At 58.5% G+C, this 12,368-nt stretch carries 11 protein-coding genes; 5 read left to right on the top strand and 6 right to left on the bottom strand.

What is annotated here, in order from left to right; translation table 11 throughout:
- Nucleotides 1-4: 4 nt before the first annotated feature.
- A complete protein-coding gene (yjjX, locus tag IM284_RS12615) occupies nt 5-520 on the top strand; it encodes an inosine/xanthosine triphosphatase (RefSeq protein WP_045259419.1) in 516 nt (171 codons plus the stop codon).
- Here yjjX and trpR read toward each other — a convergent pair.
- Both trpR and sltY read right to left on the bottom strand, forming a co-directional pair.
- Nucleotides 511-840 (bottom strand): trp operon repressor, encoded by a 330-nt coding sequence (gene trpR / locus IM284_RS12610; RefSeq protein WP_024907404.1) that lies wholly within the window; start codon nt 838-840, stop codon nt 511-513. The two genes, yjjX and trpR, sit on opposite strands and share 10 nt — an antisense overlap.
- A gap of 55 nt (nt 841-895) precedes the next feature.
- Complete coding sequence (sltY, locus tag IM284_RS12605) at nt 896-2,833, bottom strand: murein transglycosylase (protein WP_047367296.1); 1,938 nt, start codon at nt 2,831-2,833, stop codon at nt 896-898.
- Between the two features lie 227 nt (nt 2,834-3,060).
- Between sltY and ettA the strand changes: the two genes are divergently transcribed.
- On the top strand, nt 3,061-4,728 hold the full coding sequence (ettA, locus tag IM284_RS12600) for an energy-dependent translational throttle protein EttA (protein WP_003856515.1): 1,668 nt from the start codon (nt 3,061-3,063) through the stop codon (nt 4,726-4,728).
- 63 nt (nt 4,729-4,791) lie between these two features.
- Here ettA and IM284_RS12595 read toward each other — a convergent pair whose 3' ends face one another.
- Entirely contained in the window at nt 4,792-5,691 is a 900-nt protein-coding gene (locus tag IM284_RS12595) for a LysR family transcriptional regulator (RefSeq protein WP_047367295.1), read from the bottom strand.
- Between the two features lie 108 nt (nt 5,692-5,799).
- Here IM284_RS12595 and IM284_RS12590 point away from each other — a divergent pair, with 108 nt between their 5' ends.
- A complete protein-coding gene (locus IM284_RS12590) occupies nt 5,800-6,801 on the top strand; it encodes a zinc-binding alcohol dehydrogenase family protein (RefSeq protein WP_047367294.1) in 1,002 nt (333 codons plus the stop codon).
- 40 nt (nt 6,802-6,841) lie between these two features.
- Here IM284_RS12590 and nadR read toward each other — a convergent pair whose 3' ends face one another.
- From nadR to serB, 3 genes are read right to left on the bottom strand one after another with little or no spacing between them, the layout of a single operon-like run.
- Entirely contained in the window at nt 6,842-8,074 is a 1,233-nt protein-coding gene (gene nadR, locus IM284_RS12585) for a multifunctional transcriptional regulator/nicotinamide-nucleotide adenylyltransferase/ribosylnicotinamide kinase NadR (protein WP_003856522.1), read from the bottom strand.
- Between the two features lie 35 nt (nt 8,075-8,109).
- Nucleotides 8,110-9,495 carry a DNA repair protein RadA gene (gene radA, locus IM284_RS12580; protein WP_003856523.1) on the bottom strand — a complete coding sequence of 462 codons (1,386 nt, stop codon included), beginning with the start codon at nt 9,493-9,495 and terminating at the stop codon, nt 8,110-8,112.
- Between the two features lie 11 nt (nt 9,496-9,506).
- Entirely contained in the window at nt 9,507-10,475 is a 969-nt protein-coding gene (serB, locus tag IM284_RS12575; RefSeq protein ID WP_028015444.1) for a phosphoserine phosphatase, read from the bottom strand.
- 117 nt (nt 10,476-10,592) lie between these two features.
- Between serB and IM284_RS12570 the strand changes: the two genes are divergently transcribed.
- Complete coding sequence (locus tag IM284_RS12570) at nt 10,593-11,237, top strand: YtjB family periplasmic protein (RefSeq protein WP_047367293.1); 645 nt, start codon at nt 10,593-10,595, stop codon at nt 11,235-11,237.
- A gap of 39 nt (nt 11,238-11,276) precedes the next feature.
- Complete coding sequence (lplA, locus tag IM284_RS12565; RefSeq protein ID WP_047367292.1) at nt 11,277-12,293, top strand: lipoate--protein ligase LplA; 1,017 nt, start codon at nt 11,277-11,279, stop codon at nt 12,291-12,293.
- Nucleotides 12,294-12,368: the final 75 nt, after the last annotated feature.

The following is a 12,368-nucleotide window of genomic DNA, read 5'->3' as shown; positions in this document are numbered from 1 at the left end:
AATTATGCACCATGTTGTCTCTGCTACCACCAATCCTGCCAAAATTCAGGCAATTCTAAAGGCTTTTGAAGAGATTTTCGGCGAAGGATCCTGCCATATTGAGGCCATCGGCGTCGAGAGTGGCGTACCTGAACAGCCGTTTGGCAGCGAGGAAACGCGCGCTGGCGCACGAAATCGCGTGGCAAATGCAAAAGCCGCGGCCCCGAAGGCTGACTACTGGGTCGCCATTGAAGCAGGCATCGACGAAGGCGCAACCTTTAGCTGGGTGGTGATTGAAAGCCGTGAGCAGCGCGGCGAAGCGCGCTCAGCCACCCTGCCGCTGCCGGAGATCATTCTGGAAAAAGTGCGTGCAGGTGAAGCGCTCGGGCCGGTGATGTCACAGTACACCGGCATTGATGAGATTGGGCGTAAAGAAGGGGCGATTGGCGTCTTTACGGCGGGTAAGCTCACGCGTTCAGGGGTTTACCATCAGGCGGTGATCCTGGCGCTGAGCCCGTTTCATAACGCCATTTATCGTTGATCGCTCAATAAGACTGACTCGAGCCACTGGCGCAGCTCAACCGGCGCAGACTTCAGGCTGTTCGATCCACGGGTGATCGTCGCGATGCCCGCGCCCAGCTCGTTTTTCAGCTCGCGCTGGCTCATCTCACCGCGCAATAGCTCTTCAATAATCCGCACGCGCGTGCCCAGCGCCTCACGCTCGTCCGGCGTAAGCATCAGCTGCATGAGGGGTAGGTGCAAATCCTGCTCGTAAGACTGGCGAAGCAGCTCCACAAAACGAAGCCACTCCTGGTGACGCTGTTCGGCCATTGCCGAGGAATACGGGGAATGCTGGGTCATGTTATGCTGCCTCTTGTACTCTTTAGCGAGTACAGCATAACACAACCCATGCCGATCAGTAACGTCTCTGCCACTCGGCATCGCTCATCAGGGTATCTTTCTGCCCCATGAAGTAGCGATAGTAGGCGTCATAGGCCAGCACGTTCTTAACGTAGCCGCGCGTTTCCGAGAACGGAATGCTCTCCACGAACGCCACTGCGTCAATGCGTCCTGCACTGTTGCCAAGCCAGGTGCGCACGCGGCCCGGACCGGCGTTATACGCCGCCGACGCGAAGATGCGGTTATTGCCAAATTGCTGATAGACATACTGCAAATAGCTGGTGCCGATGTTGATGTTGGTATCCGGATCGAGAAGCTGTGACGGGCTGCTGTAACCTGGAATGTTGAACATCTTCACCGTATGCGTCGCCGTCCCCGGCATAATTTGCATCAGCCCGCTGGCACCCACCGGTGAACGAACTTTCGGGTTCCATGCGCTCTCCTGACGGGCAATCGCCATGGCGTAGCTTTGCGGGATATCTTTGCCGCTGGTGTAGCGGTCAAACAGATCTTTATACGCCAGCGGGAAACGCTCTTCGAGATGGTCCCACAGCTTGCCTGAAATCGTCGCCTGCACGCTCAGATCCCACCAGCGATTATCAAACGCATAGCGGGCAAGCTGCGCTTTTTCATCCGTGGTGCGGCTGGTGACCAGATTCGCCCACTCGCTGCGCGCGGTGTTATCCATGTTCCAGTACATCAGCTCGCGCACGCGCGCCATCTCCGGCCCCTGCGTCAGAGCGGGGTGCGCGTTAGCGGGCGCTTTGTCGATCTTAAGCGTGTACTCCTCGCCCAGCCGTTGCGCCGCCGCCATCGGGTAGAACCCGCGCTGCTGCATCAGCGAGTGAAGAATCTCTTTGGCTTCGTCTTCACGACCGCGCTCCATCAGCAGATCGGCCTGCCAGTAGCGCCATTCGTCCTTCTCTTTGGCTTCCATCGGCAAACGCGCGAGCCAGGTGTTGAGGCCACGGCGGTCGCCGGTGCCCAGCGCCATGCGCACGCGGCGCTCGACAAGCGAGGTCGAGTTTGAGCGCATGATCGCATCGTCACGCCAGCGCGCCTGTTCGTCGGTCACGTCCGTGCCCATCAGTCGCCAGGCCACGATGTCGCGCAGCTCCTGGGTTTGATCTTCATTCAGCTGCTGCGCCTGCACCAGCTGCGGGATCATCAGCCGCGCGTTTTCGACATCGTCACGCGCCACGCTGGCAAAAGCTACCGCCGCCATCTGGCGGGTAAAATCGGTCGAGCCCGTGCTGCGGGCAAAGGTCAGGACGCTGTTCGGATCGTTTGCCAGCGCGATAACCGCCGAGGAGATCGTCTGGTAATCGGACGGCATCTGCCCTGCCAGCGCGGTCACCAGACGCGTGTTGCCGGCTTTCATCGCCAGGCGGATGCGCTCAAGGTAGGCCAGCGGATCCTGCTTGCCGGAAGCGCGCCATGCGCCGAACAGGGAATCACAGGCGTTCGGCTGGCTTTTGCCGGTCAGCCACAGATCTTTCGCCCCGGCCCAGGCCTCTTCCTGCTGCCCGGTCGCCCATTTCGCATAGTAGTAATTACACTGCGCTTCGGTGGTATTCGGCTTGTCAGGGCTAAACGCCAGCAGGCCGCGCCAGTCTTCACGCCGCGCCAGCTCATTCACAAAACGAGACTGAAGATTTCGGGCAGGCGGCAGGGTCGGGTTCGCCTGAATGAAATTATTCACGGTGACGGTCGGTTGATTCATGAGATCGTCCGTGATCTGGCGATACTCCAGATACGGATACAGCGGATAATCCTTCAGCGTCGGCATCAGCGCCTGCACGGTATCCATCTGCTTGTTGTCCCACGCCTGTTTAATCTGGGCGTAGCGGTTACGTTGTTCATCCAGTGAATCGGCATGCACCGCCTGGCTTACCGCCATTACGCATACGCTGGCAGCCAGCAGACGCCAGACCACCCGTTTGGCTTTTTCCACAAGCTCTTCCTCATTGTTTTTTCGTCAATTGCAGCGTCTTGCCACGTCAAAGTCACAACAACTTATGCTAACCAGGCATCCAGCAACGCGCCACGTCATGGACACTTTTTTACCTTTCTTGCGCGTTTTAACACTCCCGACGTTCCTGGCTGGGATTAGGGCGTGAAAAAGGCTACACTTCGAGGCTGAAATTCCTTCTCATTTACGATAAAAGAGGCGAAGTCCACGTGGCTCAATTCGTTTATACCATGCATCGTGTCGGCAAAGTTGTCCCGCCGAAACGTCATATTCTTAAAAATATCTCGCTGAGCTTCTTCCCGGGCGCAAAAATTGGTGTGCTGGGTCTCAACGGTGCCGGTAAGTCCACCCTGCTGCGCATCATGGCCGGCATCGATACAGACATCGAAGGTGAAGCCCGTCCGCAGCCAGGCATCAAGATCGGCTACCTGCCGCAGGAACCTCAGTTGAACCCGGAACACACCGTACGTGAATCCGTTGAAGAAGCGGTATCCGAAGTGGTTAATGCGCTGAAAGGTCTGGATGAAGTGTATGCCAAATACGCCGAGCCGGATGCGGACTTCGACAAACTGGCCGCTCAGCAGGGCAAATATGAAGAGATCATCCAGGCGCACGACGGTCACAACCTGAACGTGCAGCTGGAGCGCGCGGCGGATGCCCTGCGTCTGCCGGACTGGGATGCGAAAATCGCGAATCTCTCCGGTGGTGAACGCCGCCGCGTGGCGCTGTGCCGCCTGCTGCTGGAAAAACCAGACATGCTGCTGCTCGACGAACCGACCAACCACCTGGATGCGGAATCCGTGGCGTGGCTGGAGCGCTTCCTGCACGACTTTGAAGGCACCGTGGTGGCAATTACCCACGACCGTTACTTCCTCGACAACGTCGCCGGCTGGATCCTGGAGCTGGACCGCGGTGAAGGTATTCCGTGGGAAGGCAACTACTCCTCCTGGCTGGAGCAGAAAGATCAGCGTCTGGCGCAGGAAGCGTCTCAGGAAGCGGCCCGTCGCAAGTCTATCGAGAAAGAGCTGGAGTGGGTTCGTCAGGGCGCGAAAGGCCGTCAGTCTAAGGGCAAAGCCCGTCTGGCACGCTTTGAAGAACTGAACAACACCGAATACCAGAAACGTAACGAAACCAACGAACTGTTTATTCCACCTGGAGCACGTCTGGGGGATAAAGTGGTTGAAGTAACCAACCTGCGTAAGTCCTACGGTGACCGCGTGCTGATCGACGATCTGACCTTCTCCGTACCGAAAGGCGCTATCGTTGGCATCATCGGTCCGAACGGCGCGGGTAAATCGACCCTGTTCCGTATGATGTCCGGTCAGGAACAGCCAGACAGCGGCTCAATCACCCTGGGTGAAACCGTGAAGCTGGCCTCCGTAGACCAGTTCCGTGACGCGATGGATAACAGCAAAACCGTGTGGGAAGAAGTCTCCGGCGGTCTGGATATCATGCGTATCGGCAACACCGAGATGCCAAGCCGCGCCTACGTTGGCCGCTTTAACTTTAAGGGCACCGACCAGGGCAAACGCGTGGGCGAGCTGTCCGGCGGTGAGCGTGGTCGTCTGCACCTGGCGAAGCTGCTGCAGGTGGGCGGTAACGTTCTGTTGCTCGATGAACCGACCAACGACCTGGATATCGAAACCCTGCGCGCACTGGAAAACGCCCTGCTGGAGTTCCCGGGCTGCGCCATGGTTATCTCGCACGACCGCTGGTTCCTGGACCGTATCGCGACCCACATCCTGGACTACCAGGACGAAGGTAAAGTGGAGTTCTTCGAAGGTAACTTCACCGAATACGAAGAGTACAAAAAACGCACGCTGGGCGCAGACGCGCTGGAGCCGAAGCGTATTAAGTACAAGCGTATTGCGAAATAAAAGCAAAACGGCAACCTCGGTTGCCGTTTTTTATTCAGGGTGAGGGCATCAGGCCGCACAACATCACCCACCCACGTAATACCGCTTCACCTCATCAAACTGCATCGCAAACTCGATATAGCTCATCAGCGCGGGCGAATTCAGCTTCCGGCTCGGATAGGCCAGCCAGAGATCGTTACCTTCAACGCGCCATTCCGGCAGCACCTGAACCAACGCCCCCTTTTCGATCTTATCTTCCAGCAGAAATGCGGGTAACAGCGTGATCCCCGCCCCGGCAATCGCGCATTCGCGGGCGTACACCAGATTATCGGTCATGTGGCCGTTGTCCGGCAGGTAGCGGTAATCCTCACCCTCGCTTCGCAGCAGCCATTCCGACCACGCCCGGTGCGTAATACAGCGGTGCTCCACCAGCTGTCGGGGATGGATTAACGGCTCCCGGCGTGCCAGATAATCCGGCGAGGCCAGCATGTAGCGCGGGCAGTGCCCGATCATTCTGCCTATCAGAGAGGAGTCCTGCGGCTTGCCGGTGCGCAGCGCCACGTCAAAACCGGACTCGACCAGGTCCACCACGTCGTCAGAGATCGATACATCGAGCGACACGTCAGGATAGCGAAGCTGGAACTCGGCATTCATATGCGCCAGCAGGGTCGCGCCAATCCCCGCCGGGCAGGTAATACGCAGCCGGCCGCTGGGGTTTTCACGCAGGCGCTGAATGGCATACTCCGCCCGCTCGCTGGCCGCCAGCATCTCGCGACAGTGCACCAGATAGTGCTCGCCCGCAAAGGTCAGGCTGATCCTGCGTGTGGTGCGGTTTAGCAGACGGATCCCCACCTGCTGCTCCAGCTGGCTGATCCGCTGGCTGACGCTGGATTTCGGCAGTTCGGCTTTCTGCGCCGCCGCGGTAAAACTGCCCATTTCCGCCACCAGCGCAAACAGCGCCATATCCTGCAGCTGTTTAAACATGATTGTTCACCCTGTACGAACGCTGAGTTCATGATTGTCCATCTTATCATGCGGCTGGCCACTTAATAGACTAGCCTCAACAAAACGCATTCCATTGAGGAGCACACCATGTCAGTGAAAGCCATTGCCGTTAACCCAGAAAATCCGTCCACCTTCATTGAAATCACCCCGCCGATGCCGACGCCTGGCGAACACGATCTGCTGGTAGAGGTGAAAGCCGTATCGATTAACCCGGTTGATACCAAAGTGCATGCAGGCATCGCCAAAAATGGGCTGAACGAGCCGCGAATTCTGGGGTGGGATGCCAGCGGGGTCGTCAAAGCCGCTGGAGCTGGCGTCACCGGCTTCAAACCAGGGGATGAGGTGTGGTACGCGGGCGACATCACCCGCCCGGGCAGCAATACCACTCATCAGCTGATAGATGCGCGCATTGTCGGCCACAAGCCTGCCAGCCTCGGCTGGGCGGCAGCCGCTGCGCTACCCTTAACTGCACTCACCGCGTGGGAAGGTCTGTTTGAACGGCTGAACATTCAAGATGCCGAAGCGGACAAAACCCTGCTGATCATCGGCGGCGCGGGCGGCGTGGGATCGCTGGCGATCCCGTTTGCGAAGCACAACAGCAAGGTGAAGATTATCGCAACCGCTTCACGAGAAGATTCCGCCCAATGGTGCCGCGATCGCGGTGCTGACGTAGTGGTCAACTACCGCGATCTAAAAGGCGAGCTGGCGAAGCAGGGGCTTACCTTCGTGGATTATATTTTCATCCTCAACGACACCGACGGGCATTGGGATGCGGTCAGCGAACTGATTGCGCCGCAGGGGCATATTTGTTCCATCGTTGAGAATGAACATCCGCTGAACCAGGACAAGCTGAAGTCCAAATCCGCCGCCCTGCACTGGGAGTTTATGTACACCCGCAGCATGTACCAGACGGCTGATATGGCGCGTCAGGGTGAGATCTTAAATGAGGTGGCGAAGCTGGTGGATAACGGCGTGGTGGAAAGCTCGCTCAGCGAAACGCTGCACGGGCTGAGCGTAGAAAGCATTACCGAAGCGCACCGTAAGGTGCTGGAGGGGCATATGCGCGGGAAGGTGGTGGTTGAGTTCTGAGGTATTCCCCCCTCACCCCAAAAGGGCGAGGGGGAAGTTATTACCCCTGCTCCCCCATCATCTCCTTCACCAGCTCGACGCAGCGCAGGAAGCGGGTGTCATAATCCGACTCTTCCACATGCACAAACTCAACGTTGTTCTCGTTAAGCATCTCCACCAGCATGGTCTGGAACTCGCGCCTGTCCACCGAGCTGCCGAGGCTGCGCATGCCGTCGGCCACCCACGGGGTGTTGTTTTCCAGCAGGATCACCAGGTCAAAGCGGTATTCGTCAATCAGCGCCTGCACGAACGGGTGCTCGCGCCCCTCGTACTTTTTACAGAACGCCTGCGTGGTGACGAAATCGGTATCAATAAACGCCACTTTGTTAGCGTATTTCACCGCGAAATCAATGTACTGGGCGTGCCCGAGCGCGATTTTATCGTAGTCGGAATACTGCAGTGCCATCTCGTCGCCGCCGAGGTGAGAGAAGACGTAATCGCGTCCATACTCCCACGCGCTGGTGGTGTTGAAGATGTTCGCCAGCTTGTTGACCAGCGTTGATTTACCGCTCGACTCGCCGCCCAGAATAGCCACCGTACGCACGAAGAACGGCTTCACTTCGGTCGGAATATAATCCCAGTAGCGGAACGGGTTCTCGCGGATCTGCGCCCCGCTGATGTTCATAAAGGTGCGTTTCGGGTCGATCAGCACCGTCTCGATGCCCAGATGCTCGCGGAACTGCGGCGCGTCGGACTCTTCAGAGGTGTAGATCCAGTTAGGTGCAATGCCCTTCTCTTCCATAAACGCTTTGATGCCGTTGCTCCACACGTCCCAGCCGTGCGGGTACGGCTCCATGCCCTCTTCGTTAAAGGCATGAATGCGAATGTTTTTCTGGTACTTAAAGGTCTGAAGCAGCCAGCGCAGGCGGTCCGGTACGGTGGGCTGCTGCGACATGGCGCTGTCTTCAAAGAGCTGGCGATCGCGCGTTTCGTCATAGCCCATGATGATGTGCAGCTCGTCCACCTGGCTACAGGCGCGCTGGATCAGATAGATATGCCCGGTATGCAGCGGATAAAACTTGCCGAACACCACGCCGATGTTCTTTTGCATTCGCGGGAACTCCAGCCCCAGAAAGCGGTGCAGCGCTTCAAGCTTCTGCGCGCTGGGGCTTTTGATTTTGGCGTTCAGCAACTGGCTCAGGTAGCCTTTGGTCATGCCGCTGGCGTCCGCCACCTGCTGCAGCGTGCAGCCCTTCTGGCGGATCGCGGTCTTGATGTAGTCAAATGATGACATAAATTACGGTGCCTCCTGCAAAATCGAATACGTAATTATAAGTCGTCAAAGACATTTAACGCATCTGCGAGTTTCTTAACGCCAAAGACCTGCATCCCTTCCGGGATTTTTTTCGGCACGTTGGCGGCGGGAACGATCGCCCGACGGAAGCCGTGTTTTGCCGCTTCGGAGATACGCTCCTGGCCGCTGGGCACCGGACGGATTTCCCCGGCCAGACCCACTTCACCGAAGACGACCAGATCCTGCGGCAGCGGTCTGTCGCGCAGGCTGGAGACCATCGCCAGCAGCAGCGCCAGGTCCGCGCTGGTCTCAGTGACTTTCACCCCGCCAACCACGTTGACGAACACATCCTGATCCGCCATTTGCAGGCCGCCGTGACGGTGCAGCACCGCCAGCAGGATCGCCAGGCGGTTCTGCTCCAGACCGACCGCCACGCGTCGCGGGTTACCCATCATCGAGTGATCCACCAGCGCCTGAATTTCAACCAACAGCGGGCGCGTCCCTTCCCACAGCACCATTACCGAACTGCCGGAGGTGATCTCATCGCCGCGGCTCAGGAAGATGGCCGACGGGTTGCTGACCTCGCGCAGCCCCTGCTCGGTCATAGCAAACACGCCCAGTTCGTTAACCGCGCCAAAGCGGTTTTTGTGGCTGCGCAGGGTGCGGAAGCGGGAATCCGCGTCGCCGTCGAGCATCACCGAGCAGTCGATACAGTGTTCGAGCACCTTCGGACCCGCCAGAGAGCCATCTTTGGTAACGTGGCCGACCATCACAATCGCCACGCCGCGCGTTTTGGCAAAGCGCGTCAGGTAAGCGGCGGTCTCACGCACCTGCGCCACGCTGCCCGGCGAGGACTGAATGTCCGCCATGTGCATTACCTGGATGGAGTCGATCACCATCAGCTTCGGCTGCTCTTCTTCGGCGATCATGCAGATCTGCTCGATGCTGGTTTCCGACAGCATGTTCAGGTTACCGGTCGGCAGGCCGAGACGGTGAGCACGCATCGCCACCTGCTGGAGGGATTCTTCACCCGTCACGTACAGGGTTTTCATCTGTTCGGCGAGCTTGCAGAGCGTTTGCAGCAGCAGGGTCGATTTCCCCGCCCCCGGGTTACCGCCGATCAGAATCGCGCTGCCCGGCACCACGCCGCCGCCGAGCACGCGGTCAAACTCTTTGAAGCCGGTGGAAAAGCGCGGCAGCGCTTCCAGGCTGATATCAGAAAGCTTTTGCACCTTCGACACGCCTGCATTGCCCGCATAGCCGCTCAGGCGCTCATTGCGGGCCACGCTCGGCGAAGCCGCCACACCACGCACTTCGGTGATGGTGTTCCAGGCATGACAGGCGCTGCATTGCCCCTGCCAGCGCGGATAATCCGCACCACATTCATTACAGACAAATGCGCGTTTTGGAGCTTTCGCCACGGTTTACCTCGTTATTTCTGATTAAGGCTGCCGGAGAGAATGCAGAACACTCCCATCAGGTCAGCGTGACGGATAGTGACTTCCGTCTTTTCATTCACTTTTGGTTTGGCATGGTAGGCAATGCCAAGGCCAGCCACTTTGATCATTGGCAGATCGTTCGCGCCGTCGCCAATGCCGACGGTCTGCTCGACCGGAATCTCATACTTTTCCGCCAGGCGCGTCAGGGTATTGGCTTTGTACTGGGCATCCACAATATCGCCGATCACCTGGCCGGTCAGCTTGCCGTCCATGATTTCCAGCTCGTTAGCGACCACCGTGGTCAGATGCAGTTTCTCACGTAGATAATCCGCAAAGAAGGTAAAGCCACCGGAGGCGATCGCCACTTTCCAGCCGAGGGACTGGAGCTTCAGCACCAGCTGCGTCAGCCCCGGCATCAGCGGCAGCACGTCGCGCACCTGGCGCAGGATGTTAGCATCGGCCCCTTTCAGGGTCGCCACGCGCTGGCGCAGGCTGGCGGTGAAGTCCAGCTCGCCGCGCATCGCACGCTCGGTGACTTCCGCCACCAGCTCGCCGCTGCCTGCCAGTTTAGCAATCTCGTCAATACATTCGATCTGAATAGCGGTGGAGTCCATGTCCATCACCAGCAGACCCGGCGTTTTCAGGTGCGGAATTTTGCCGAGAGGCGCTACGTCCAGCCCGGCGTCATGCGCCAGACGCGTGGCGCGCTGCGTCAGGGAACCCGCGAGGCGAATGACCTGGTAATCTTCCACGCACCAGGCGGCAACAATGACCATCGCCGCGCCCAGTTTGGTTTGATACTGGGTCAGGCGTTGCTTATCCAGACCGCGTCCATAGAGGAGCCAGCCGCTACGGCCAGCGTGGTAATCCAGAGGCATCACCTCATCGCCACTTAACGAGAGCGGCAATCCTGGCCATAAAGAGACATCCGTTGGCAGGTCACACCAGGTAATGTTCGGCATTAAAGCTCCTGTAATTTTGTTCGCGCCGGAAGGTTCCAGAGGGAAAATAACGCATGAGGCTACCCTGTAACCATCACTTCTGGCAACATTAAGCCCTAAATTTTCAGCAGGTGGAATATGGCTCGCGCAAAACTGAAATTCCGGCTTCATCGCGCCGTGATTGTCCTGATCTGTCTCGCACTGTTAGTCGCATTGATGCAAGGGGCATCGTGGTTTAGCCAGAATCATCAGCGGCAGCGCAACCCGCAGTTTGAAGAGCTGGCCCGTACCCTGGCGCGTCAGGTGACGCTCAACGTTGCGCCCCTGATGCGCAATGAAACGCCGGACGATAAGCGGATAGGCCAGGTCTTGCGTCAGCTCACGGAAAACAGCCGCATTCTGGATGCGGGCGTGTACGATGAAAAAGGCGACCTGATTGCCCGCGCCGGTGAGCAGGTCGACGTGCGCGACAGGCTGGCGCTGGACGGCAAAAAAGCCGGAGGCTATTTCAACCAGCAGATTGTCGAACCCGTTCAGGGTAAAAATGGCCCGCTGGGGTATCTGCGCCTGACGCTGGATACCCACACCCTGCCAACAGAAGCTAAGCAGGTGGATAACACCACCAATATTCTGCGCCTGATGCTGTTACTCTCGCTGGCGATTGGCGTCGTGCTGGCGCGCACGTTGCTTCAGGGCAAGCGTACCCGCTGGCAGCAGTCGCCGTTCCTGCTGACCGCCAGCAGGTCGGTTCCCGAAGACGAAGAGAGCGAGAAGAAGGAATAGTGATAAAGTAGGCGAAAGATATGGAAAAGGAACTCTGCCATGACGACGTTACGCCTGCTTATCTCTGACTCTCACGATCCCTGGTTTAATCTCGCGGTTGAAGAGTGCATCTTCCGCCAGATGCCCGCCACCCAGCGCGTCCTGTTTCTCTGGCGTAACGCCGATACGGTGGTCATCGGCCGCGCGCAAAACCCGTGGAAAGAGTGCAACACCCGGCGTATGGAAGAGGACAACGTCCGCCTGGCGCGCCGGAGCAGCGGCGGCGGCGCGGTATTTCACGATCTGGGCAATACCTGCTTTACCTTTATGGCGGGAAAACCGGAGTACGACAAAACCATCTCAACGTCCATCGTCCTCAACGCGCTCAATGCGCTCGGCGTGACGGCTGAAGCTTCGGGGCGAAACGATCTCGTGGTCAAAACGCCCGAGGGCGACCGCAAGGTCTCCGGCTCCGCCTATCGCGAAACGCTGGATCGCGGATTCCACCACGGCACCCTGCTGCTGAACGCCGACCTGAGCCGTCTGGCAAACTACCTGAATCCTGACAAGAAAAAGCTTCAGGCTAAGGGCATCACCTCCGTGCGCGGACGCGTGGCGAATCTGGTGGAGCTGCTGGCGGGGATTACGCACGAGCAGATTTGCGACGCGATTCGTGAAGCGTTCTTTGAACATTACGGCGAGCGCGTGGATGCGGAAGTGATTTCGCCGGATAAGACCCCGGATCTGCCCAACTTCGCCGAAACCTTTGCACGCCAGAGCAGCTGGGAATGGAACTTCGGCCAGGCCCCGGCGTTTTCACACCTGCTGGACGAACGTTTTACCTGGGGCGGCGTGGAGCTGCACTTTGACGTGGAGAAAGGCCACATTACCCGTACGCAGGTGTTTACGGACAGCCTCAACCCGGCACCGCTGGAAGCGCTGGCGGCCCGCTTGCAGGGCTGTTTGTATCGGGCGGATATGCTGCAGCAGGAGTGCGACGCGTTAATGGGGGATTTCCCGGAGCAGGAACAAGAGTTGCGGGACTTATCGGCATGGATTGCGCAGGCAGTACGCTAGTAAAAAAGCCCGCTGGCGCTGCGCTTAGCGGGCCTGGAAAACCGTAGGCCGGGTCAGGCGAAGCCGCCACCCGGC

Origin of the sequence: Enterobacter cloacae complex sp. P12RS, from assembly GCF_014895875.1 — a bacterium.
Classification (GTDB): Bacteria; Pseudomonadota; Gammaproteobacteria; order Enterobacterales; family Enterobacteriaceae; genus Enterobacter; species Enterobacter bugandensis.
This window is presented reverse-complemented; position numbering and strand designations above follow the sequence as displayed.

Excerpts from the sequence above, each read along its gene's own strand:
- yjjX (WP_045259419.1), top strand. The coding sequence starts at position 5 with ATGCACCATGTTGTCTCTGCTACCACCAATCCTGCCAAAATTCAGGCA.
- trpR (WP_024907404.1), bottom strand. The coding sequence starts at position 840 with ATGACCCAGCATTCCCCGTATTCCTCGGCAATGGCCGAACAGCGTCAC.
- IM284_RS12595 (WP_047367295.1), bottom strand. The coding sequence starts at position 5,691 with ATGTTTAAACAGCTGCAGGATATGGCGCTGTTTGCGCTGGTGGCGGAA.
- IM284_RS12590 (WP_047367294.1), top strand. The coding sequence starts at position 5,800 with ATGTCAGTGAAAGCCATTGCCGTTAACCCAGAAAATCCGTCCACCTTC.
- nadR (WP_003856522.1), bottom strand. The coding sequence starts at position 8,074 with ATGTCATCATTTGACTACATCAAGACCGCGATCCGCCAGAAGGGCTGC.
- serB (WP_028015444.1), bottom strand. The coding sequence starts at position 10,475 with ATGCCGAACATTACCTGGTGTGACCTGCCAACGGATGTCTCTTTATGG.
- IM284_RS12570 (WP_047367293.1), top strand. The coding sequence starts at position 10,593 with ATGGCTCGCGCAAAACTGAAATTCCGGCTTCATCGCGCCGTGATTGTC.
- lplA (WP_047367292.1), top strand. The coding sequence starts at position 11,277 with ATGACGACGTTACGCCTGCTTATCTCTGACTCTCACGATCCCTGGTTT.